Genomic DNA, 24,177 nt, shown 5'->3' on the forward strand with positions numbered 1-24,177 from the left:
ATTAACTTTTTTTAAAAAAAATTAGGCTTGAAAAGACTTAGAACTTGGTAATTCAAAAATTTCTAATTCGAAAAAAGGAACAGCTGCTAGAAAGTGATCAAATAAGTCTGACATTACATATTCGTAATTTTCCCATCGCTTATCTTTACTAAAAGCATAAATTTCTAATGGAACACCTTGTGTTGTGGGTTGTAGCTGTCTTGCCATTAGTAACATTTCTTTGTTAATGGCAGAGTGGTTTTCTAAATATGTTTGAATATATTTTCTAAAAACACCAATGTTAGTAAGGTTTCTTCCGTTTAGTAAAAGTGTTTTATCTATATTATTTTCAGTATTATATTTATCTATTTTTTCTTGCATTCCAGATAAATAACTAGAAATAAGCTGTACGTTTTTTAAACGCTCTATATCTTCTGTTGTAAGATATTTAATAGAGTCTTGCTTAATCATTAAATGTCTTTTTATTCTACGACCATCAGAGTTTGTCATGCCTCGCCAGTTTTTAAACGAGTCTGAAATCATAGCATAAGTAGGAATTGTAGTTATCGTGTTATCAAAATTTTGAACCTTTACAGTTGCTAAATTAATTTCTGTAACGTCACCATCGGCACCATATTTTTCGAAAGTAATCCAATCTCCAATACGCACCATGTCATTAATTGATACTTGAATACTCGCAACAAAACCAAGAATAGTATCTTTAAAAATAAGTAAAATAATAGCTGAAGCGGCACCAAATCCTGTTATAAATTTTATAATAGAGAGGTTTGTAAACACAGCAATAGCCGCAAAAGCACCAACTATCCAAGCAAAAATCATGAATACTTGTATGTAACTGTCTATTGGTTTGTCTCTTAAACTAGGTAAGGTTTTTAAAAAATCTTCAATGGTATGTAAAACACTTCTAACAATCCATAATACTAGAACTATAAATGTAACCTGAAGTAGTTTTCTAACAGGTGATTCTATATAGCCAAAATCTGCAAAAATTATAGGTAGCAAGTTTAAAGCTAATATTAACGGAAAAATATGTGCTACATTTCTTGGAACTTTATTGGCTAATAATAAATCGTCAAAAGGAGATTTTGTATGCTCTGCAATACGAACAGAGGCTACGCGTAATGTTTTTGTGATAATTTTATCTACAAAATAAATAACACATAAGGCTATTATTAATAATGTAAACATATTAAGATATTTGGCTGCGGTTTCATTAAAACCAAAAACCTCATAGTAATCATAAAAAAAACAGGCAATTTGCTCTTGCATAGTATATTAAATTTTTAGCAAAATTAAAGAGATTTAATTTGTCTTAGCTAAATTAACCTATAAAAAATAGTTAAAGTAAACTAGGGATATCTATTGGTTTTACAGCGCCAGATTCCAAATTCCCAAGTTGTATATTTCCAACTCTAACACGTACTAAACGAAGTGTTGGACAATTAACAGCACTGGTCATTTTTCTTACTTGTCTAAATTTACCTTCGGTTAAAGTTATAGAAATCCACGAAACAGGACCATGCCTGGCATCGCGTATTTTTTTTACGCGTTCTGGTAAAATAGGAGCATTGTTTAACTTAAATACTTTACATGGTTTGGTTTGGTACTTTTTACCATCAAAACCAATTTCTACACCATTTTTTAACCTAATAATTTCTTGGTTTGTAATATCGCCATCTACTAAGGCATAGTATTCTTTTTCAATACCACTAGAATTAATATAATCGCTTAATTTACCGTCTGTAGTTAATAACAACAAACCTTCACTTTTTTCGTCTAAACGACCAATAGGCATTGTACCATTTGGAAAACTTCCTAATTCGCCTAAAAAACGCTTGCGTTTTTGTTGGGTTGAGTTACTCCCAAATTGCGAAAGCATACCGTAAGGCTTATATATTTTATAGTGTTTATGCAATTAGTTTTCGTTTAATATTTTAAAAACTAGTGCTTTGGTTAATTGTTGTCCTTTTGCTTTTTCACGTATTAAATCGTAGCTAAATCTAAAATCACATCCACTTTTATAATTGCTACAACCGTAAGCTGTTTTACCTTTTATAATGGTGCCTTTTTTACATTTTGGACACGTATTTTCTTCGGAAATATTTTTAGGTTGAATTTTCCCTTTTTTAGGTTCAAATTTTAGTTTAAAATCATCATCAAATCTCACAAGTCCTTCTGCGGAAGTACCATCAATTTTAAAGCCTTTTAAATTTACAGTTGAGCCTTTTTCTAATAGACGTATAAATTGCTTTTCAGAAATTGTTTTGCTTTCAAACTTAAACGGCATCACAAAATCGCAAGTTTTATTGTATTCTGAACAACCGTATGCTGTTTTACCTTTTAAAATAGAACCTTGTTTACATTTCGGGCATTTTTGCGAAGTTATACCAGCAGCTTTTTTTGATGCTTTTTTCTTTTTAGCACCAGCAGGTTTGTTGTTTACAGATGATATATTGGCTTTTCTAGTTTCGCTTCTTACTTCGTAAACTAAACGATCTACCATTTGCTTCATTTGTTTTATAAAACTAGCAGCACTAAATTCGCCTTTTTCAATATCTTTTAACTGTTTCTCCCATTTTCCTGTGAGTTCTGCAGATTTTAGTAACTCATTTTGAATGGTATCTATTAATTGAATACCTGTAACTGTTGGTAATACTTGCTTTTTATTTCGCTTTATGTATTTTCTTCTAAAAAGAGTTTCAATAATATTGGCACGTGTAGATGGTCTACCAATGCCATTTTCTTTCATTATTTCACGAAGCTCATCATTATCTACTTGTTTTCCTGCGGTTTCCATAGCACGTAGGAGTGAAGCTTCTGTATATTGATTTGGTGGTTTGGTTTGTTTTTCTAAAAATGATGGTTCATGTGGTCCTTTTTCACCTTTTTCGAACGTAGGTAACATTCCTGTTTCCTTTGTAGGTTTTCCTGACGTTTCAAAAACAAGTCTCCAACCTTTTTCTAAAATCTCTTTTCCTGTAGTTTTAAACTTTACTTTTTCGGCTTTACCAATAACAGTAGTGTTTGATACTTTACATTCTGGATAAAACACGGCTATAAAACGACGTACAATTATATCGTAAACTTGCTGTTGGTTATACTGCAGGTTCATTTCTTGTCCCGTTGGGATTATGGCATGGTGATCTGTTACCTTACTATCATCAAAAACCTTTTTGGTTTTTTTAAGTTTTTTTCCTTGAAGAGGTTGTGTTAAAGTAGCGTATTTAGTTAGATTTTTTAATATCGCTGGTACTTTTGGGTACACATCGTTAGGTAGAAATGTTGTATCTACTCTTGGATAGGTTACTACTTTTTGCTCGTATAGTTTTTGTACGATTTTTAAAGTTTCGTCTGCACTAAAACCAAATTTAGTATTACAATACACTTGTAAACCTGTTAAATCGAATAGTTTTGGTGCATATTCATTACCTGCTTTTTTTGCGATAGATACAATTTCAAAATCGTGTTCTTTTACAATGTTAGCTAGTTTTTCGCCGTCTTCAACTTTTAAAAAACGACCTTCTTCGTAACTAAATAGAGTATCGCGATATAATGTTTGTAGCTCCCAATACGGTTGTGGTTTAAAGTTTTCAATTTCTTTAAACCTATTTACAAGCATTGCTAATGTTGGTGTTTGTACGCGACCAACAGATAATACTTGTTTATAACCACCATGCTTTACAGTATAAAGTCTGGTAGCGTTCATGCCTAGCAACCAATCGCCAATAGCACGAGAGAAGCCAGCATAGTATAAATTATCGTAATCGCTAGCTGGTTTTAAATTGTTAAAACCTTCTTTTATAGCTTCGGTAGTAAGTGATGAAATCCAAAGTCTTTCAACTTTACCTTTATAATTGGTTTGGTTTAAAACCCAACGTTGTATTAATTCTCCTTCTTGACCGGCATCACCACAGTTTATTACAACATCTGCTTTTTCAAATAAACCTTTTACAATATTAAACTGTTTTTTTATTCCAGAATCTTTAGAAACTTTAGTTTCAAACCGCTCTGGAAGCATTGGTAAATTGTTTAAATCCCAACTTTTCCAATACGGTTTGTAATCGCTAGGTTCTTTAAGTGTACAAAGGTGACCAAAAGTATAAGTTACCGCATAGCCATTGCCTTCGTAGTAGCCATCACGTTTTGTGTTGGCTCCAAGAACAGCAGCAATTTCTCTTGCCACAGATGGTTTTTCGGCGATACAGACTTTCATTTAACTTAATAAAATTTGGAGACGCAAAATAAGACTTTACACTGTATTGCTAAAGCTTATTTTTAGAGAGTTATTAACGGTTTTTATAAGACGATTACCAAGCGACTACAAAACACTTGTTTATTTCACCATTTTTATTTTTTAGCCATAACATTGGCGAATATTTTTCGGTTTTAAATAGTGTTAGTTCAGGCAGTATATTGTTATAGGTTTTCCAGGCTACATTAGGTGTAACATCAACTAACCAATCGGTTTTTTTAGGAATATAGAATTTACAATCTTTAAATTGCGATAACTCTGTGTATTTAAAGTAAAACCCATAAATACATTCTGGATTTAAGATTTTTAGTTTTATTTCTTTTTCAAAAGGAATAAAAATTTGTGCTTTAAAATATATTTGTTGTTTAAAATCTTCAGCTTTATTAAAGCTTAGTTTTTCTAGTAAAGGTTTGGTTTCTGGCGCATAGAGTAGTGGTAATTGCTTTTGTTTTAGTTTGTTTAATTTTTCAACCAAACTATCTCGCCGCATTGGTCCAATACAACAATTAATTTCTGTATCACCAAGCGATTCATCATACAAATAGAATTTAAATTGAATTTCTAAATGAATAGGCTGTTTTTTATTTAAAAACAAACAGTCTAACTCTCCTATAGTTCGATTATTTTGAGTTTGAATTTGAGGATTTTCACTTAAAATAGAAATATTTTTATCTAAAAGTAGCTCTGTAGATACAAAACGTTCTACACGTTGTCCTAATCTAATACGCTCTAAACCATTGCCACTAAAAACAGGTGTTTTTTGTTTAACAGGACACAATGGTTGCATACCATTTACGGGATTTAAAAATAAGTGAGGTGTATTGTAAAACCCACTAAATTGGGCTTGTAAACTAGTAAAAAAGTCTTTCATAAGCGACTACTAATGTAAACATTTTAAATTTTTTTAAAAATATTCGTCAAAAGCCTTTAATTCGTTGTATTTTTGCACATCTCAAATTTGAAAAAAGATTAATGAAAAGTACAACTTTAGATATAGAAGAAAGACAAGAAGGCAAGAGTTTATATAGCTATCAAAAAGGTGCTATTGATAAAATTTTTAAGTGTTTTGAGGATGCTCCAGAGGATTATCATTTATTATATCAACTTCCAACCGGAGGTGGAAAGACGGTTATTTTCTCTGAGATTGTTAGGCAGTACCTAAAACATCATAAAAAACAAGTGTTAGTAATGACACATAGAATTGAACTTTGTAAGCAAACATCGAGTATGCTAACAGAGTTTGGTGTAACAAACAAAATTGTAGACTCTAAAGCAGATTTGAGTGATCAAAGAGACTACAACTGTTTTGTTGCCATGGTAGAAACACTTAATAATCGTTTAAATGATGATAAACTAGATATTAGTGATATTGGTTTAGTTATTATTGATGAGGCACACTACAACTCATTTACAAAACTGTTTAAGTTTTTTGAAAAATCATTTATTTTAGGAGTTACTGCTACACCTTTAAGTAGTAATATTAACCTTCCTATGAAGGATAATTATAACGAGTTAATTGTTGGAGAAACTATTCAATCTCTAATAGATAACGAATTTTTAGCACGTGCGGAAGTATATTCTTACAATGTTGGTTTAACCTCTTTAATTGTTGGTGCAAATGGTGATTATACTGTAAAATCATCTGAAGATTTATATACCAATACAGACATGCTTACTAAGCTTATTCAAGCTTACGAAGAGCGTTGTAAAGGTAAAAAAACATTAATATTTAATAATGGTATTAATACCTCTTTACATGTTTATGACACCTTTAGGCGAGCTGGATATCCGGTTGCGCATTTAGATAATAATAATACAAAAAAAGAGCGTAAAGCCATTTTAAAATGGTTTAAAGAGACACCAGATGCTATATTAACATCTGTAAGTATTTTAACTACTGGATTTGATGAACCAACGGTAGATTGTATTATTTTAAACAGAGCCACAAAATCATTAACGCTTTACTACCAAATGATTGGTCGTGGATCGCGTATTTTAAAGAATAAAAACAAGTTTACAGTTATAGATTTAGGAAACAACCTTCATCGTTTTGGACCTTGGGGAAGTGACTTAGATTGGCACAAAATATTTAGATCGCCTAACTTCTATTTAGATGGTATTTTAAGTGACGAAGATTTAGAAGAAAACTTTAGATACGAAATGCCAGAAGCACTTAGAGCAGAATTTGCTAAGTCTGAAGATGTGTATTTTGATGTTAAAGCCATGTACATTAGATCTGTAAGAGAAGGCGATTCTTCTAAAGTAATTTTAGAGCGTTCTATAGCGCATCATGCAAAAATGTGTGTTGAAAATAGTGAAGATTTATGGGATGCTTTAGGTTTGGCGAAAATGCTTAAAGATGATATAGATTACCGTATACAGCGCTACACAAAATGTATTAGTAAAAGTACTTTTAACTTTGTAGAATGGCTAAAAGATGATTACAAAAAGAAATTAAACGCATATTTACGTGCTAATTTTGATGATTTATTTGAAGAAATTCACGGTTATCCACCAGAAGATTAATTTTTAAATTATAGTATTTAGTCGCAGTCACAATTACTAACTCTAAACCTAATAACAAGAAATAGAGATAGTTAATTAGTGTAAAATATTTTTAAACCAATTTAACAACACATAATTATGACTTTTAAAGACTTAGGAATACACAATAATTATATAAAATCGCTTAAAGAGTTAGGTATTAAAACACCAACAGAAATTCAAGCGCAAGCGATTCCTGTTTTATTAAATTCTAAAATAGATTTTATTGGTTTAGCGCAAACCGGTACTGGAAAAACTGCAGCCTATGGTTTACCTGTTTTACACAAAGTAGATGCGAATAAAAAAGCTGTGCAAGGTTTAATAATTGCGCCAACACGAGAATTAGTACAGCAAATTAAAAAACAGCTATTTAAGTTTACTAAATACAACGATAAAAAGATTTTTGTTGAAGGTGTTTATGGAGGCGAAAAAATAGATATACAAATTAGTAACTTAAAACGTCCTACACACATTATTGTTGCAACTCCAGGACGCTTAGTAGATTTATTAGACAAAAATATAATAGATTTAAAACACATTAATACTTTAATCTTAGATGAAGCTGATGAGATGTTAAGTATGGGTTTTAAAAAGGATTTAAATATCATTTTAGACGCTACAACAAAAAGCGCAAGAAATACTTGGTTTTTTTCTGCGACAATGCCAGCCGATTTAAAAAATATAGTATCACGCTACATCTCTAAAGATGCAGCTCGTGTAGAAATTAATAGAAATAACATTGTTAATGCTAATATTTCTCACCACTTTGTGCAAACAGCAATAGTAGATAAAGCGCATAGTATTATGCGTTTGTTAGACGATAGAGCAGATGAGCGCGGAATAATTTTTTGTAGAACAAAAGCAGGTACTCAGGCTTTAAAACAACAATTACAAAAAGAAGGATTTAATGTAGATGCTTTAGAAGGTGATATGACGCAGAAAGAACGCGACAAAGTTATGCGTGCGTTTAAAAACACTAACCTGCAAATTTTAATTTCTACAGATGTATCTGCGCGAGGAATCGATGTTAATAATTTAGCATTTATAATTCATCACCAACTTCCAGAACATTTAGAGTATTATACACACCGAAGCGGAAGAACAGCAAGAGCAGGAAAAAAAGGAGAATCTATAGCATTAGTGTTGCCAACAGAATTAAAAAGAGTTGCAGAAATTGAAAAAGCTTTAGGTATTAAAATTAAAGAAATGACGCTTTAATTCATGTTGCAGTTTACTAAAAGTATTACTTCAAGTTACAGTCCTAAGCGTTTAGCAATCAAGTTAAACTCTAAAGGAGAACAATTTGTTTTACAAGGGCATCCTTGGGTTTTTAGTGATAATATTATTAAAATTAATACCGATGCCAATAGTGGCGATTTAGCCATAATTTTTAGTAAAAATAAAAACAAAGTTATTGGTTTAGGTTTGTATGATGCTAACTCACCAATACGTATTAAAATGTTGCATAGCGGTAACACAGCAGCAACAATAGATAATGCTTTTTTTAAATCTAAAATTGAAGAAGCTTTTTCAAAACGTTCTAAACTTCTTCAAACAAATACCAATAGTTATAGATTATTATTTGGTGAAAACGATGGTTTTCCTGGATTAATAGCAGATGTTTATACACATGTTTTAGTAGTTAAAATATATTCTGAAATATGGATTCCGTATTTAGAAGGCATTTTAGAAAGCTTGCAAAACGTTAGTAATGCAAAAACTATTGTAATTAGATTAAGCCGAAGCTTAGAACAATCAACACTACATAACCTTAAAAATGGTGAAGTGGTTTATGGTGTTTTAGAGGATGAAGTTGTTGAGTTTGTTGAGCATGACGTTAATTTTTCTGCTAATGTTATAAAAGGTCATAAAACTGGCTACTTTTTAGATCATCGTGCCAATAGAAAACAAGTAGGTGAGTGGAGTAAAGGAAAAACAGTACTAGATGTATTTAGTTATGCAGGAGGTTTTTCGGTACATGCGTTAGCTAATGGCGCTAAGGAAGTTACTAGTTTAGATATAAGTAAGCAAGCCTTAGAAATTGCTTACCAAAACGGGAAATTAAATAATTATACAGGTATACATAAAACTATAGCAGACGATGCTTTTGTAGCTTTAAAAAAGCTAATTAAAAACAAGCAAACTTTTGATGTTGTAGTAATAGATCCACCAAGTTTTGCTAAACAGCAAAGTGAAATAGAATTAGCAAAGAAAAAATATGCACAATTAGCACAATTAGGCATTCAACTTACTGCTAAAAAAGGCTTACTAGTTTTGGCATCATGTTCTTCTCGTGTATTGTCTCAAACATTTTTCGATATAAATATGCAAGTATTAAGAGAAAGTAGTAGAACTTCAAAATGCATATTAAAAACTACTCATGATATAGATCATCCTATTGGTTTTCCCGAAGGTGCTTATCTAAAATGTGGTTATTACAAGTTAGATTGCTAATTAAAAATAAAAAAGCTACTTTTTAAAGTAGCTTTTTTAGGTATTTCTATTGTTTATTTTTAATGTGTTTGCATAGCACCTTTTCGTTTTTCTAATTGTCTTTCAAGAGCTATAACAACATCTGCTGAGCTTTTATGAAAAGAATCTGTTGCAGTTTCTGCAAACAATCTTGGTCCAGGAGCACTTAATCTAATAGAAGTTTTCATTTTAGAATTTCTATCAGAGGTGTTTTCTGTTTTAAAAAAAACATCTGCTCTTACTATAAATTCATATTTATTAAATAATTTATCTAATTTACCTTTTACGTATTCTTCTAATTCTGGGCTAGCAGTTACACCATCGTATTCATAGTTCACAGTCATATTATTAAATTTTAAGTTATTATTAAATATACAAAATATAAAAACATTGTTTTCAATTTTAATATATTTTTAGTAATAAATTTTTATTTTTTTAAGATTTTTATTTAGAATATGGTACAGGTTGCGTATTGTGTTATTTTATACAAATACATATTGCAATTAATAGATTATATAATAAATAATATTATATATTTAATAGTACACTTTAATAGGTATAAATTATTTTTAATTAAGAATTTAATTTTATAAACCGCTTATTTATATGGATATACAAATTATTTTAGTTTTTGTTATAATTGCGGTTACGGTTATATTGTTTATAACCGAAATTATGCCAATTGATAAAATTTCGTTTTTTATTATTGTAGCATTAGTGCTACTAGGCTTAACTACTCCAGAAGAGGCAATTAGCGGCTTCTCTAACGCTGCAACTATAACAGTTTTAATGCTCATGATTATTGCTATAGGTATGGAAGACAATGGCGTAATTTCCTTATTGAGCGATGGAATAAAAAAACTTAAAATTTTACCACTAGCGCTTATGGTGCCAGTATTTATGTTAGTTTCTGCAAGTATATCTTCGGTAATTAGCACAACGGCTGTTATTGTTATTTTTTTAAAGATAATGTCTCAGCTTTCAGAAAAATATAACTTTTCTTCATCAAAATTATTAATGCCAATTTCTTTTGCTGGTATTTTAGGTGGTAGTTGCACTTTAATGGGTACAAGCACAAATTTAATTGTTAATGCTGTGGCTATGGAGCGTGGAGCAGAAACTATTGGTTTTTTTGAATTTTCAATCTATGGCCTTATTTTGTTAGTAATAGGTATCGTTTTTATGACTATTGCAAGTAAATGGCTTCCTAAAAATTCAGAAAGTAAACTCAGCCAATACAATGAAAAATCAGAGTTTTTATTCACATTATCTGTAAAAGATGGCTCCGATTTAATTGGTAAACCATTTTCTGAAATTTCATTTCACGATAATCCTAATATTAAAATATTAAAACTTCTTAGAGATAATAATGCTTTTACCGCGCCAGGAAAAAACACAACAGTTAGACAACACGATCAAATTGTGCTATTAACTGATGTAAGTGATTTTTCTCTTATTTCTGATGATGATTTTGAACTTTCACTAAATAAAGACAGTTTAAGTATCTATGAAGATGAAAACGAAGAAGATAATAGTAAAAAGAAAAGCATTAAATTATATTATATCGAGCTTTTAGTTTTACCTGGTTCCGATTTAATTAGTAGGTCTTTAAAACAATTAAAACGCGATTTAGTGAACATTGCAGAACCTATAGGTATTCAAAAAAACAGTTTAACCAATAATAAAAAACAATACTTACCAAAAGCTTTTAAAAAGCTATATGTTAAATCTGGTGATAGAGTTTTAGTAAAAGTAAACGAAGATAAATTATCTCATTTTTACGATTTAGAAAATGTTGTAGTTTTAAGAAGTCACGAAGATAATTTTGAAGTAGAACCTTTTAAAAAGTATTGGTGCATTTTTACAATAATTGCTGTTGTAGGTTTAGCTGCAAGTGGCGTACTATCTATTTTAGCAAGTTCTATAGCTGGTGTTGGTGCTTTATTATTGGGTAACTGTATTAATTTATCTAAAATATATAAACGTGTAAACTGGCAAATTATTTTTTTATTGGCAGGCATGATTCCGTTAGGTATTGCTATGGGTAATTCTGGTTCCGATGTTTGGGTATCAGAGAAACTTTTAATTTTACTTAAAGACCAAAACGAAACTATTATTTTAGGTTCTATTTTCGGGTTTACTATGCTTTTTAGCGGTTTTATTTCAAACAATGCTACGGCGGTAATTATGACGCCTATAGCAATAGCTTTAGCTACAAGCTTAAATTTACCTTTAAAACCATTTATTTTTGCAGTAATGTTTGGTGCAAATTTTAGCTTTTTCACACCTATGGGTTACCAAACAAACACTTTAATTTACGGAACAGGAATTTATAGGTTTAGGCACTTTTTAATAATAGGTGGCTTACTTTCTATCATCTTATTAATTTCTGGTACGTTTATACTTTCAACATTATTAAAAACATAAAAATCATGTTTCTTTACTTTCAGCAAACAGAACAAGCAGTCGATAAACTTTGGGATAAACTAAATGGTTGGTACGAAGCAATTATACTAAGAGTTCCTAATCTTATAATTGCCATTTTAGTAGTTATTCTTTTTTATTTTTTAGCAAGAGGAATAGCTTCAGTTTTAAGAAAAATTTTAAGAAAAAAACTTAAAAATCAATCTGTTAGACGCATTATTGTAAAAATGATTTACGTTGTAATGCTTTCAGCTGGTTTTTTTATTGCCTTAGGCGTATTAGATTTAGATAAAGCGTTAACATCTATTTTGGCTGGAGCAGGAGTAGTAGCCTTAGCAATTGGTTTAGCTTTACAAGGTACCTTAAGCAATACTTTTTCTGGTGTTATGCTTTCCTTTTTACCTAAAATACGAATTAACGATTTTGTAGAAACATCGGAGCATAGTGGTTTTGTAGAAGAAATTAATTTAAGAAATGTAGTATTAAGAAGGCCAGATAACCATATTGTTGTTATGCCTAATTCTAAATTTATAGAAGAACCTTTTATTAATTACTCATTTTATAAAAGAGGACGCATAACTATTGCTTGCGGTGTTGGTTACGAGTCTAATTTAAGAGAAGTCAAACAGTTGGTGTTAGATTTAATTAAAGCAGAGTTCCCTCAAAATAGTAACGAAAAAATAGAGTTTTACTATACAGAATTTGGAGACAGCTCTATAAATTTTATTACTCGTTTTTATATCGATTTCACTAAAAAAAGCCAGATGTACACCACACAAAGCGAAGCCATAATGCGTATAAAGGAAACTTTTGATGCTAATAATATTAATATTCCTTTTCCTATTAGAACAATTAAAATGGACAAATAATAACATTAAAAGCTTTAAATATTTTGTAAATTACTGCATCAATCCAACCAAAAAAATGCTTTATGAGCAATAAGCCTATTTCCGATTTACACAATCATCCTAGTTTAAAACCATATGGAAATCCTGCAGAAATAGAGAGTATTTGGGATTTTTTTAAAAACAATAAACCTAAAGATTATTTTAAAGATATAAGTCCGCGTAAATGGATTATTAATATTGTACTAAAAAAAATGGCAACCTATTCGCAATCTAATTTAGATAGCTGCTTTCAAGGTAATAATAGGTTAGTGTTTTGCTCTGTTTACCCAATAGAAAAGCCTTTTTTAAAACCATACAGACCGTTTTCTAAAAGTACAGGTGTTCATAGATTTATTTTAGGATTAATTTTTGGTAAAAAATTTACTAAAAATAATATCTATGTCGATAAAAAAATTGTGTCTTTACTATCGGGCATTTCTTTAAAAACAGCAAGTAGACTTATAGATCCTATTCATGACAATAGCATAACTACCATAGATTATTTTTACGATTATATTTTAGAATATCAATACTTACTACATGCCAGTGGTACTACTTCTAAAAACGTAATTAATGGCATGCAACCAAAGTTTCAGTTAGTAAAAAATTACGAGCATTTTTTAGAAACACAAGCTCAAGATACTATTTGTGGTATCATGACCATAGAAGGTATGCACGCATTAGGTGTTTATAATAAACAAGATTTGTTTGAAACAGCTGAAATTGAAACGCTTCCGCTAGAGCGACAAAACAAATTAAAATTAGCATTTATAAAAAATATTGAAGCCATAAAGAAGGAAGAATTTCCTCCATTTTTTATAACATATGCACATCATTTTAATAATTTACTTGTTGGGCATGCTAAAAGTTTTATGGATGCAAAAGGAACTTTTGATCCTGGATTTGCAGATATTTTCGATCAAACCATTGGTCAAGATTTAGGTATTTCTAGTTTTGGAATGTTATTAATTATAGACCATTTACTGTCTCGAGAAAACGGACAGCGCATTTTAATAGACGTTAAACACATGTCTGTTTTGGCACGAAAAAGCTATTACGATTTACTACAAAATATGCGAGAAAAAAGCGATGCTTTAAAAGACAATGTACCTATTATTTGTAGTCATGCAGCTGTAAGCGGTATAGATACTTTAGCCAATGCGCTTATAACAAAAGACAGTTTTAATTTAGATAAAAACTCATACGTTAGTATTTGGGATATTAATTTAACAGACCAAGATATAGTAGAAATTTTTAAGTCAGACGGATTAATAGGTATTTGTATGCATGATGGTAGAATGCCTGGTAATAAATTTAGAAAATTATTAAAAAAAGCAGACGAGGAAACCACTAAAAAACTACATGTACAAATGTTTTTAACAAATGTATTCCATATTGTAAAAGTTAATATGGCTTATATTAGAAAGGTAAACAAAACAAGAACAACCTCTAAAATAAACGAAATTGATGCTTGGAAAACCATTTGTTTAGGCACAGATAACGATGGTATTGTAGATCCTTTCGACCATTATAATACAGCTGCACATTTACCTGCATTTAGAGCAAAAATAACCGAAGCTTTAAACAATTATGTAATGCCAGAATATCAAGGTTTTAATGTTATTAATTTGCCGTCTGAAACACAATATTCTTTAAAAGAAATAGACGATTTAATGGCTGGACAACCTTGGGAAGAAGCTATAGATAAAGTGTTTTATAACAATACAGATGCTTTTTTACGTAAATATTTTAGTAAAAATTATTTATTGCAAAAGGAAGACGATTTAATCCTTTAAATATGAAATGGTGTTATATCAGTAAAATGCGCTATTACGCTAATTGTTATAAAATGTACTATAATGTTCTGCGTTATGTAACTTGAGCTTTGGTTAAAAGCGAAAGTTGTTACTACAGTTTCTTCAAAAAATTTATTCCCAAAAGTTTCTTCTACGATGTTAATGGAACACTTTTTATGCGACGACGTAGGAGGTAAGCGTAATGTGTGTGGAATGGTCTGAAAATGTTAAAAACTTTGTTTAGTTTACGGTTTTCCCTCACATATATTCCTACATTATTTTGTAAATTTAAACTCTCCTGAAATGATTAATTGTAAAGCACTTCCATATTATCTATATGGTTGAACCGTATTACGGTATTACGAAATTTTATAAATTATAAAACATATTTTGATGACAAAAAGTGATTACCCAAAATTCCTATCAAAAATAGCTAAAGGCGAGGATAAATTTGAAGGAGGTTCTCAAGACAATCTTGCTAAAGTAATTTCAAAAGTTATCAAAGAGGATAAAATTGAAAAGAAAGTTATTGGTCTCGAAGGTGAATGGGGTTCTGGAAAATCTAATTTAATTAAAATTATTCAAACTGAATTAGGAAGCAATTATCATACTTTTATTTTTGATTCTTGGGGAAGTCAAGAGGACTTGACGAGGAAATCTTTTTTGGAACAGCTAATAAATGAATTATTTTCTAAAGAATTTTTAACTGAAAAAGAAAAATGGAAAGATTTAAAAAACAGATTACTATCAAATACTTCCACAACACATACCCAAAAATTTCCACAAATTAAACCATATTGGTTAATAATATCATTTGCTATATTACTATTTACAATACTTTCAAGCTCATATGAAAATATTTTAACAGATTATGACATTTGGAAATCTGTAAATTTTGGTATTTGGAAACCAATTTTGTGGATATACTTATTACCTGTAGTATTGTTTATTTGGGGGTTTTGTCTTTCACGAAAAGAGTATAAAATAGAGAGGGGAAGAAATGAAAAAAAGGATGTAATTGATAGAGATACTAAATGGGTGACTTTAGGAAAAATGTTTTATTGGTTTAATGGGAGTGAAATTAATTCTGAAGAAGTACAGAATATTATTGAAGACGAGCCATCAGTTAAGCAATTCAGAGAATATTTTACAAATATTGAAAGTGAGATAAAAAGCAAAGGAAAATTAATCCTTGTTTTTGATAATTTGGATAGGCTAGATAATGATAAAATAAAGTCTCTGTGGTCATCTATACATACATTTTTTGCAGAAGATAATTATAACTTTGAATCATGGGTTATAATTCCCTATGATAAAGCCAAATTAGAAGAGCATTTAGAAAATGGATATCATGGTTTTATTAGTAAAACATTTTCTGTTAACTTTCGAATTACACCTCCAGTTGTAACTCAATGGGAATCCTTTTTAAACTATAACATTGATGAGGCATTTGGAAAAAAATTGATTTCAAAAGACGAAAAAGAATATGTAATCAAATTATTTGACATTTTATCGTCGCATGATACAATAAAGCCAAGGCAAATTATTAATTACGTTAATAATTTAGTAGCAATGTATAAAGAATGGGAAGATGACATTATAGAAGGTAATATTAAATTTAGATATGTATCTCTATTTATTCTTACTAAAGATAAGATACTTGAAAAGACAAATGAAGCTATTTTAAATCGCAGTTATTTAGGCAATGCCGAAGTTTTATTTGATGATGATGAAAATTTAGATACAAGTATTTCTATGTTAACTTTTGGAGTCAAAAAAGAATTGGCAGATGAAGTTTTATTAGACAGACAATTGAAAACTGCTTTAAGAGAAGGTAAAGATGACATTATAAAATCTTCGTTAAAACATCGTGCTTTTCAAAAATATTTTCTTCAAGCAAATTCCTCAATTTCATTAAATGAAAAATTCCGAGGTTTAGTAAGAGTTTACGAAGTTATAAAAGATACTTTTTCAAAAAACATGATGGATACTTTTTGGAAAGATTTTGGCAAAGGATTAATTCATGTAGAAGGTCAATTTACTGAATTCAATGATAATCATAAAGCCATCTTAAAAAACACCAATAAAATAATTAGTAAGGATATTATAAAAAAAATAATAAGAAAGTTACAAGAAAATTTTAACGAAAATAAAGTTCAAGAGAAATATTCCGAACAACTATTAGTTATTGAAAACTATATTAAACTTGAGAAAATAGATTTGGATTTATTTTCATTAATACCCAAAGTAAATTTCAATCCTGATTCATATTTAAATTTTATATATGAAGTAAAAAATGATTATAAGAAATATAAAATTAGCTGTAAAGAGAAAGATTGTATAGATTCATTTTTTGATGATAGTAATGTTCTTGATATTGATAAAACAGATGCTAGATTAGAAGAATTGAATATACTTAATAGCGAATATAATTTTGATAGAATTACTGACGCAATAAACACAAAAATTAAGACTGTAGCATATAATGATAAAGTGAATTTTTTAAAATTCATAAACATTTTAAAAACACTTGAAAAGAAACCACTAAAGCTAAAATTAGCAGCAGCTTTTTATAATCAACTATCTTCTGCTCGAATAAATGAAGATGAAATTTATATAGATGCATATTGTATTGCAATATCAGATTTTCAAACTGCACATAATAATTCTGGAAATTTTCAAAATTCTTTACGAAGTCTAAACGAAGAACAAATAAATAAGATTTCAAACAAGATTGAGGTTTACAATACATATGGTAGTCTGTTGAAGTTAATTATTACGAATAATACTGCAAATGGATTCCCTAAACTTAAAGATGTTATTTATAATATAACTATCAATAGTTATGGTACTTCAACTTTAAATCTTGATTGGGCATTAAAAAACTTTAATAATATTGCCAATAAAGTTTTTGCTGATGATGAAGAAAAAGTGAATAGGTTTATAGAGAAATTAAGCACTTGGCATATGTATTTTGAAACAAGCCCTGATTTGATTACTGAAGGCTTTTTTAAACATTTAAATCGTCAAGAACTAAAACTTATTGAGTTAGTATCTAAAGAATCATTAAATTATTTTACAGCTCTATCAAAAGAAGAAATTCTTGATGCCTTTAAGTCTAGCAATAAAAACTTTAAGATTTTCTCTGTGTTATTACAAAATGACTTAATTGACAAATTTTCAAATGCGTTCTACAGTACTTATGATGATTATATGAAAGATATAGCATTAGAAAAGGAATCTATTCCAGCAGATGTTGGCTTCTGGGATGAATTAATTGAAAGTCTAAATGGGAATAAATTACGTAGTACTTATACCAGTATAAGAGATATCTTTATAAACGAAAGGGGAGAAGTAAAAGAAAGTGAACTTCATTTTTTTGAAAAAGGACTTATTAAACACGGTAATTTATCGAGTAAACCTGAAAGTAGTACTTTAAAAATAATTATTCCATTGATAGAGTCTGATGACAATTTTTCAATATTTTTAGATAATTATGAAGATTTAATTGAAATTATTAATTCATCCAAGGAACATAAAGAATCAGCAATTGGAGAGCTTCAATTGAAATTTAATACTGAAAAATATCAGGAAGATGAAAGAATGCTCAAAATTTCTAAAATATTAAATCTTGAAGTACAAGATGAACAGTCTGAAGGAGATAAAAACTAATATGCCTAATATTATGTAAAATAGAATATTGATGTTAAACTTGGCCTCATAAAATTTTGGCTAAAACAATAGGTGAATTGAGCGTCCATATTTTAGGGGTTTAGCAATACAGTTTCTTAATAATTTCAATTATACAAGGGATTTCAAAGCAATCTTGATATGTTCCAATGTTTCCTAAAATATAGCGAATGAGACGTTAATTGTTTCCAAAATTATATGCAGCCTTGAATTTTTGTTTCTTTTGTTTCAAGACAAAAGATAATTAAACATTAAAAAAGGATTAATTGAAGTTCTACATATAACAAGTGCATAGAATTTTATTTTTCTTAAAATTTATGCTCTTGTGGCAATCCACGAGAATCGTCTAAAATTTTTTATTACGTACATTTTATCGAATACGCGATTTTTAAAACAGCGTAAAAAGGTTAGCTTTTATTTTGGCGTTGGCAAGCGTTGGATAATTGTGTGTAAAATAAATTGCCAGAGCAATTTGATTTTATAAAACAATCGAGCGCTTAATAGCGGCTATTTTCCATAGCGACTAATTATAGCTACACATCTAAATTTTTCTAACGAAGCCACAATTAGCTTGACATAATTACTATAGATATAAGTCTAAAGACGTTATATCTGTAATTATGTCAAATATCGCCAAAATGCGCTATTACGCTAATTGTTATAAAATGTACTATAATTAATATTATGTAAAATAGAAAACTTTAACACTCACTCTATTTAATTATACTATAACGATTTGCTGTATTTTATAATATTTAGTTTTTAGATAAAAAACATAAAATTTAATGCTTCTTGTAATTTTAATATTCTGTACAATCTTATATAAATTTTAAAATACGCGATTCTCAGAGATTACGTTTTTTTAATTCTACTTTAGCAATATCTTTTAAAACCCAATTTAAAACGTCGTCCTTATTATTTTTATAACTATTCCATTTTAAATTAATGTAAACATCTGGTTGCAAACCATTAGTATTTGCATCTTGAAAACGAAATTTACGTTTTGAGTATGTTATTAATAATTTAGAATTTGGTAAACTAAATTGTCCCAAATCTTGATAACCATTAGGATTAGATCCTGTTGGTTCTCCTACCAATTTAGCGTGTAATATTTGCTTAAAATGTATAGCATTTACCATTGCCGCCGAATATGTTTTTCTATTAATTAAAACATACACATTAGATTGCCAATTAATAGAATTACAAGCGTTTAAATAATTTGCAAGTATTAAACCTTTAAAAAAATCGCCACCATAATTGTCTCGTAAATCTATAATTAAATGCTTAGACTTGTTGGTTTCTATAACATTATAAATTTGTTTTGAGAAATTTGTAATATCATCTTTTAACGGATACGTATTAAAATTTATATAAACCGTTTTAGAATTATTTAACGTTGTAAACCAAAAATTCTTATTTTTTTCATCCTTTGATACAGCGATACTTGAATGCGTGTTTTTTATTTTTTTATAATTAATTTTAGTTAAAGCATCTTTGCTATAAGCTTTAAGTATAATAGACATATCTATTCCTTGCTCATCTTTAAAAGTAAACTCTACATTTTGTGTATTTGTTATAATATGTAAAGCTTTTAGTATTTCCGAAATAACCATATAACTGCAAGTTCTATCCATTAAAGAGTAATTATTTTCTGTAAATGGAGTTAATTTTGAGACTTTTTTATAAATCTCTTCTACAGGAATACCATTAATACTTTTTAATGTTTTACCAAGGCATTGTTGATGCTTACTGGCAATACTAACAACTTTTAATTGTCCATCTAAATTTATAAGCTCTAAAGGATATTTATTAAGTTCTTTATTCCATAAAGGCACCGAAGTATGGCCATCTCCTGCTCCTGCTCCAATTTTTTGAGTAATACGCATGAGCTCTACTATAATTTGAAAGTTGTTTAACGTAGATAGTTTATGCTTTAAAGTTTTAATTTCAGTATTAAATTCTTTTTTTGAAATGGTATGGTAAAGGTTTATGTGCTTATCTTCTAACGTATTTTTATAATATTCTATATCTTCTAGCCATTCCTTTTTGTTTTGAGCATAAGAAAAACCATTAAAAATGAATAGGCAAAAAACTGAAATTAGTATTGGTTTCATTTTATTTTGCACTTTTAATTATTTCATTTACAAACTTATAAGTGTTAAAATAAGGAGTTGCTTGACTAATACTATACGAGAGTGTTGTTTTTGTTTTAGGAGAATAACCTATAAAAGTACCATAAAACCCAAAATGACCGTAAAAGGTATCTTTGTTTACCACAAACTCATAAACACCTAAGCCGTATCTACTTTCGTTTTCTTTGGTAAATTTTACGTCAATTATTTTTTGTAAAGATTTTTGGTTTATTAATTTAAAATGAAACAGACCTTGTATAAATGTTGCCATATCTAAATTTGTAGATACTAATCCGCCACCAGCCCAATCAAAAGACGTATTAATTTTAGAAAAGTTAATATTACTTATATATTGATGTATTACTTCTTTTTTATGAGTTGGTTTTTCGTAAAATTCAAAATAAGTATCCTTCATATTTAAAGGTGCTATTATTCTATTTCTTATGGATTGTGCAAGTGTTGTATTGTCTAGTTTTTCTATAATTAAACCAAGTAAAACATAGTTTATGTCTGAGTAATGCCAACCTTGATTAGGTTTAAAATGTGGCTCTTTATTTAAGTTATATTTATAATACAACTCTATAATTTTTTTTGGTGAATATTGTGTATTTGGATGTTGAGTGATTTCTAAAAAAAAGGCCTCTTTCCTATCGGTAAAAATATCTGCTAATCCAGAACGATGAGATAAAAGTTGTTTAATAGTAATATGCTTGGCAAAATGCTTATTATTAAAAATATGAAAATCTTTAAATTTAAGATATTCTATATCTTGTAAATATTGAAACGCGTTATCTGTTATATTAAGTTTTCCTTCTTCTTCAAGTTGTAAAATAATAGTTGAAACAAACATTTTAGTACTGCTTGCTATTTTATAAGCACTATGTTTTGAAACAGTATCCTTGTTTTTATCTACCAAACCAAAACCTTCGTTATAACGATAGTTTTCATTTTCGAAATAAAACAAAATACTGTGTAATGGTTCTTGTAAATTATGGTTTATTTTACTTTCTATCATTTTGTTTATAGTGTCTGTTTGTGCACTTGCTAAAGTTGATAAAAAGCATAAGATTAGTATAAGTCGTCTCATAATTTGTTTAATTTTTTAAGTGTAATTATCCAAAAATAAATACAGTACTAGCAGTTTAATTCTAAACTATTGGTTTATATTTTCTCTAAAGAAATGGTACAATCGTTTAGATCCAAAACGTGGCGCAATATTATCTTCTGCCATTAAAGTTAAAAAGAATTCTATTGGTCCATAAAATTTAGACGATGTAAAATTTCGTAAACTCCATAATATAAATCGCCTTATATAATGCGGTAAATGGATTATTTTATTTGGTTTTTGTAAAGCATCTAAAGCCATTTCTCCTATTTCATTTAATGTTAAAATGTCTGGTCCACCTACCGTAATTTCTGTAGTTGTGCTTTTAATAGATTGCAAGCAAACAATAGCTAAATCTTGACCATGTATAGGATTTAACTTTTGTTCTCCATTTCCAAAAAGATAGATTTTCCCTTTTTTAGCCATGTTTAAAAAATCTTTCATATCAGAAAAAAAACCATTTGGACGAATTATAGCATATTCCAATCCGGACGTTTTTAATGCATCTACAAATTTTTCTTTTGCTTCAAATATTTTAAGATATCTGTATTTATCTCCATGTATTGCCGATATATAAATAAACTTTTTAACACCTGCTCTTTTAGCTTCGTTTAAAAGGTTAAGGTTTGCTTGATAATCTACATCAATATAAGTTAATCTATCTTTTTGCCTAGTAATACCAACAGTTGAAATTACTGTTCCTACATTTTCACAAATACCATATAACGTTTTTGGCTTTGTTACTTCAGCTTCTATAATTTCTACCGTTTTACTTTTTAAATGTGTTAACTTTTTAGTTGTTCTTGCTATTAGTTTTGTTTTAAAATTATCTTCAACCAGTGCTTTTGCAATATAACTTCCTAAATATCCAGTAGCTCCAGCTAATAAAACAGTTTGTGAAATAGATTTTTCCATTTTTTTAAGTTTTAAACGCTATGTTGTTTTTTAAAACTTTATGCCTAAATAAAGGTTAGGTTCAAATAAAAAATAAGAATCCCACTTGTTATCTAATTGTTTAAATGCATCTGGTGTATTAGTATCAATCATCCAATTTTGACAATGAAACTGAGGTTCTATAAAGAATTGTTTCTTTTTTCCAAAAGCAAAATGATAACCTACATGATAAGATGTATAAAGCTTAAAACCATTTGCTATTTTTTTGTTGTTAAGATCTAAATAGGTTTTGTATTGCGGCAATACTTCAACCGAAGCAAATAGTCCTTTCCAAAGCATACGTTGGTAAGATACACCTATACCTATTTCTCTTAGATAACCTGGATAAAACTCAGTTTTAGAATCTATTTTGTTAGTAAGGTCATCCCACCATTGAATTCCCATAGGTTGAAACAATCTCCATGTAGCGAACTTTACACCTATAATATTTTTAGCATCTAGTTCTTTTTTTAAATGAAATTCTATATGTTGCGTATTAGTTCTTTCTCCTCCTTTACCAATGTTGCCTAAGATAATTGCAGGAAAACTAAACCTGTATTTTAAACTAGTGTTAGCTTGTGATGCCCTTAAATTTTCTTGTGCAAAAACACTAAATGTGCATAATGCTAAGCAGATGATTAATAATTTTTTCATTTTTAATAAGTATTTGATAGTTCGTTTTTTTGATTGATGTTACCTTTTAAAGATTTTTTACTTAAACTCGTTTATTAACAGCTGTTCAATAATTGTATTACGTTGCAATCCTGTGTCATCTTGTTGATTGCTTAACAATACTATTGTAGCCTCGTATTCTGGTATAAAACCTATCATACTCCAATAGCCATCAATATCACCGCCATGCCAATAAAGTGTGGTGTTTCCTTCTTGCGTGGTAAACCAGCCTAAACCAAAATCTACATAACCACTAGGCACATTTTGAGCAAATATTTCGGCTTTTTCAGTGTCTGTAAACCAATTTGTTTTTACGGCATTGGTCCAAGTTTCCATGTCTTTTGGTGTGCTACTAAAATCTCCAGCACCAAAAGCTATGTTTATTGGATAAGTGCTATTAACGCTTCCATTATTATAACCTTGAGCGTGCGTATTAACGTCAATAACACTTGTACCTTTATTAGTATCTGTCATTAATAATGAATTAAAAATATTTTGCTGAATATAATCGTGGTAAGACATTTGAGCTAGTTCTTGCACTAGTAAAGCTGCGATGAGAAAATTTGAATTGCTATATTGTTTATTAGAACCAGGTGAGAAATTGAGACCGGTTTCTAGAATTAATGCTATAATAACTTCATAAATATCTTCTTCGTCTAATGTTTCTCCTTGGTTATATGCCTCTTCAACCACAAATTGATAATCTGGAATACCAGATTGATGCGATAATAATTGAGCTATTGTAATTTCGTTTCCGTTTGGAAATTCGGTATCAAATTCGCTTAAAGTTTGATTTAAACTGCTTATTAAGCCATCTCGTTTTAGTTGCATTATTGCAGCTGCGGTTAAAGTTTTTGTAACAGAACCTATGCGATAAGCAACATCGTAACCTTGAGGCATTGCTGTACTATTATTTGCTAGTCCAAATCCTTTACGGACTAAATCATTTCCGTTTTTAGTTACAATAGCATAACCTTTAAAATCGATGCTATTTAGTAAATTTTCAACAGTCGAATAGTTTATTGTTGATGAGATATCATCATCATTTGAGCAAGATGACATAAAAGTTAACATGCATAGAGAAAGTACTATTATAAAGCGATTTACTATTCTCCTTTTTAGAAACGTTTTTTCCTTTTTTAATGTTTGATTTAATGATTTCATTATTGGTTAGTTTTAAAATGGATTAATATTGTTTTGATAGTGCAAATTTGAAGCATAAGGTGTCACCAATCGTCTTAAATTATAATTTAGAACGTTTGGAATTATA

17 protein-coding genes are annotated in these 24,177 nt (G+C 29.2%); 7 read left to right on the forward strand and 10 right to left on the reverse strand.

From position 1 onward, the window contains the following. Nucleotides 1–21: 21 nt before the first annotated feature. From CLV86_RS01190 to CLV86_RS01205, 4 genes are all read right to left on the reverse strand, one after another. A complete protein-coding gene (locus tag CLV86_RS01190) occupies nt 22–1,269 on the reverse strand; it encodes a mechanosensitive ion channel family protein (RefSeq protein ID WP_121048660.1) in 1,248 nt (415 codons plus the stop codon). Nucleotides 1,270–1,339: 70 nt separating this feature from the next. Continuing rightward, nucleotides 1,340–1,915 (reverse strand): pseudouridine synthase, encoded by a 576-nt coding sequence (locus tag CLV86_RS01195; RefSeq protein ID WP_121048663.1) that lies wholly within the window; start codon nt 1,913–1,915, stop codon nt 1,340–1,342. Then, nucleotides 1,916–4,213 carry a type IA DNA topoisomerase gene (locus tag CLV86_RS01200; RefSeq protein ID WP_121048666.1) on the reverse strand — a complete coding sequence of 766 codons (2,298 nt, stop codon included), beginning with the start codon at nt 4,211–4,213 and terminating at the stop codon, nt 1,916–1,918. Between the two features lie 94 nt (nt 4,214–4,307). Then, nucleotides 4,308–5,123: a DUF1853 family protein gene (locus tag CLV86_RS01205; protein ID WP_121048669.1), complete on the reverse strand. Its 816-nt coding sequence runs from the start codon at nt 5,121–5,123 to the stop codon at nt 4,308–4,310. Nucleotides 5,124–5,224: 101 nt separating this feature from the next. On the opposite strand from CLV86_RS01205, the gene CLV86_RS01210 reads away from it, so the two are divergent. The 3 genes from CLV86_RS01210 (at nt 5,225) to CLV86_RS01220 (ending at nt 9,250) form a co-directional block, all read left to right on the forward strand. After that, a complete protein-coding gene (locus CLV86_RS01210) occupies nt 5,225–6,778 on the forward strand; it encodes a DEAD/DEAH box helicase (RefSeq protein ID WP_121048672.1) in 1,554 nt (517 codons plus the stop codon). Between the two features lie 114 nt (nt 6,779–6,892). Further along, nucleotides 6,893–8,014, forward strand: coding sequence for a DEAD/DEAH box helicase (locus CLV86_RS01215; protein ID WP_121048676.1), 1,122 nt, complete (start codon nt 6,893–6,895; stop codon nt 8,012–8,014). Nucleotides 8,015–8,017: 3 nt separating this feature from the next. Beyond that, nucleotides 8,018–9,250 carry a class I SAM-dependent rRNA methyltransferase gene (locus CLV86_RS01220; protein ID WP_121048679.1) on the forward strand — a complete coding sequence of 411 codons (1,233 nt, stop codon included), beginning with the start codon at nt 8,018–8,020 and terminating at the stop codon, nt 9,248–9,250. A 59-nt stretch (nt 9,251–9,309) separates the two neighbouring features. On the opposite strand, the gene CLV86_RS01225 is transcribed toward CLV86_RS01220, so the two are convergent. Further along, nucleotides 9,310–9,612: an HPF/RaiA family ribosome-associated protein gene (locus tag CLV86_RS01225; RefSeq protein WP_076733218.1), complete on the reverse strand. Its 303-nt coding sequence runs from the start codon at nt 9,610–9,612 to the stop codon at nt 9,310–9,312. A 262-nt stretch (nt 9,613–9,874) separates the two neighbouring features. On the opposite strand from CLV86_RS01225, the gene CLV86_RS01230 reads away from it, so the two are divergent. From CLV86_RS01230 to CLV86_RS01245, 4 genes are all read left to right on the forward strand, one after another. Further along, the gene (locus CLV86_RS01230) at nt 9,875–11,695 is read left to right on the forward strand and encodes an SLC13 family permease (protein WP_121048682.1); all 1,821 of its coding nucleotides are present in this window, start codon (nt 9,875–9,877) and stop codon (nt 11,693–11,695) included. A gap of 5 nt (nt 11,696–11,700) precedes the next feature. After that, on the forward strand, nt 11,701–12,561 hold the full coding sequence (locus tag CLV86_RS01235) for a mechanosensitive ion channel family protein (protein WP_121048685.1): 861 nt from the start codon (nt 11,701–11,703) through the stop codon (nt 12,559–12,561). 62 nt (nt 12,562–12,623) lie between these two features. Beyond that, complete coding sequence (locus CLV86_RS01240; protein ID WP_121048688.1) at nt 12,624–14,375, forward strand: amidohydrolase family protein; 1,752 nt, start codon at nt 12,624–12,626, stop codon at nt 14,373–14,375. A gap of 393 nt (nt 14,376–14,768) precedes the next feature. Beyond that, complete coding sequence (locus tag CLV86_RS01245; protein ID WP_121048691.1) at nt 14,769–18,047, forward strand: P-loop NTPase fold protein; 3,279 nt, start codon at nt 14,769–14,771, stop codon at nt 18,045–18,047. A gap of 863 nt (nt 18,048–18,910) precedes the next feature. On the opposite strand, the gene CLV86_RS01250 is transcribed toward CLV86_RS01245, so the two are convergent. The 5 genes from CLV86_RS01250 to CLV86_RS01270 all read right to left on the reverse strand — a co-directional run bounded on the left by CLV86_RS01250 (nt 18,911) and on the right by CLV86_RS01270 (nt 24,071). Continuing rightward, nucleotides 18,911–20,179 carry a S41 family peptidase gene (locus CLV86_RS01250; protein WP_121048694.1) on the reverse strand — a complete coding sequence of 423 codons (1,269 nt, stop codon included), beginning with the start codon at nt 20,177–20,179 and terminating at the stop codon, nt 18,911–18,913. Between the two features lies 1 nt (nt 20,180). After that, nucleotides 20,181–21,284: a serine hydrolase domain-containing protein gene (locus CLV86_RS01255; RefSeq protein ID WP_121048697.1), complete on the reverse strand. Its 1,104-nt coding sequence runs from the start codon at nt 21,282–21,284 to the stop codon at nt 20,181–20,183. 66 nt (nt 21,285–21,350) lie between these two features. Further along, nucleotides 21,351–22,217, reverse strand: coding sequence for an SDR family oxidoreductase (locus CLV86_RS01260; RefSeq protein ID WP_121048702.1), 867 nt, complete (start codon nt 22,215–22,217; stop codon nt 21,351–21,353). A gap of 30 nt (nt 22,218–22,247) precedes the next feature. Beyond that, nucleotides 22,248–22,889 (reverse strand): hypothetical protein, encoded by a 642-nt coding sequence (locus tag CLV86_RS01265; protein ID WP_121048705.1) that lies wholly within the window; start codon nt 22,887–22,889, stop codon nt 22,248–22,250. Between the two features lie 57 nt (nt 22,890–22,946). Continuing rightward, a complete protein-coding gene (locus CLV86_RS01270; RefSeq protein ID WP_121048708.1) occupies nt 22,947–24,071 on the reverse strand; it encodes a serine hydrolase domain-containing protein in 1,125 nt (374 codons plus the stop codon). Nucleotides 24,072–24,177: the final 106 nt, after the last annotated feature.

This window comes from Lacinutrix venerupis, from assembly GCF_003663945.1.
GTDB lineage: Bacteria > Bacteroidota > Bacteroidia > Flavobacteriales > Flavobacteriaceae > Lacinutrix > Lacinutrix venerupis.

Bases quoted from the DNA above. Each gene is read 5' to 3' on its own strand.
- CLV86_RS01190 (WP_121048660.1), bottom strand. From the start codon at position 1,269: ATGCAAGAGCAAATTGCCTGTTTTTTTTATGATTACTATGAGGTTTTT.
- CLV86_RS01200 (WP_121048666.1), bottom strand. From the start codon at position 4,213: ATGAAAGTCTGTATCGCCGAAAAACCATCTGTGGCAAGAGAAATTGCT.
- CLV86_RS01205 (WP_121048669.1), bottom strand. From the start codon at position 5,123: ATGAAAGACTTTTTTACTAGTTTACAAGCCCAATTTAGTGGGTTTTAC.
- CLV86_RS01210 (WP_121048672.1), top strand. From the start codon at position 5,225: ATGAAAAGTACAACTTTAGATATAGAAGAAAGACAAGAAGGCAAGAGT.
- CLV86_RS01220 (WP_121048679.1), top strand. From the start codon at position 8,018: ATGTTGCAGTTTACTAAAAGTATTACTTCAAGTTACAGTCCTAAGCGT.
- CLV86_RS01225 (WP_076733218.1), bottom strand. From the start codon at position 9,612: ATGACTGTGAACTATGAATACGATGGTGTAACTGCTAGCCCAGAATTA.
- CLV86_RS01230 (WP_121048682.1), top strand. From the start codon at position 9,875: ATGGATATACAAATTATTTTAGTTTTTGTTATAATTGCGGTTACGGTT.
- CLV86_RS01235 (WP_121048685.1), top strand. From the start codon at position 11,701: ATGTTTCTTTACTTTCAGCAAACAGAACAAGCAGTCGATAAACTTTGG.
- CLV86_RS01240 (WP_121048688.1), top strand. From the start codon at position 12,624: ATGAGCAATAAGCCTATTTCCGATTTACACAATCATCCTAGTTTAAAA.
- CLV86_RS01245 (WP_121048691.1), top strand. From the start codon at position 14,769: ATGACAAAAAGTGATTACCCAAAATTCCTATCAAAAATAGCTAAAGGC.
- CLV86_RS01250 (WP_121048694.1), bottom strand. From the start codon at position 20,179: ATGAAACCAATACTAATTTCAGTTTTTTGCCTATTCATTTTTAATGGT.
- CLV86_RS01255 (WP_121048697.1), bottom strand. From the start codon at position 21,284: ATGAGACGACTTATACTAATCTTATGCTTTTTATCAACTTTAGCAAGT.
- CLV86_RS01260 (WP_121048702.1), bottom strand. From the start codon at position 22,217: ATGGAAAAATCTATTTCACAAACTGTTTTATTAGCTGGAGCTACTGGA.
- CLV86_RS01265 (WP_121048705.1), bottom strand. From the start codon at position 22,889: ATGAAAAAATTATTAATCATCTGCTTAGCATTATGCACATTTAGTGTT.
- CLV86_RS01270 (WP_121048708.1), bottom strand. From the start codon at position 24,071: ATGAAATCATTAAATCAAACATTAAAAAAGGAAAAAACGTTTCTAAAA.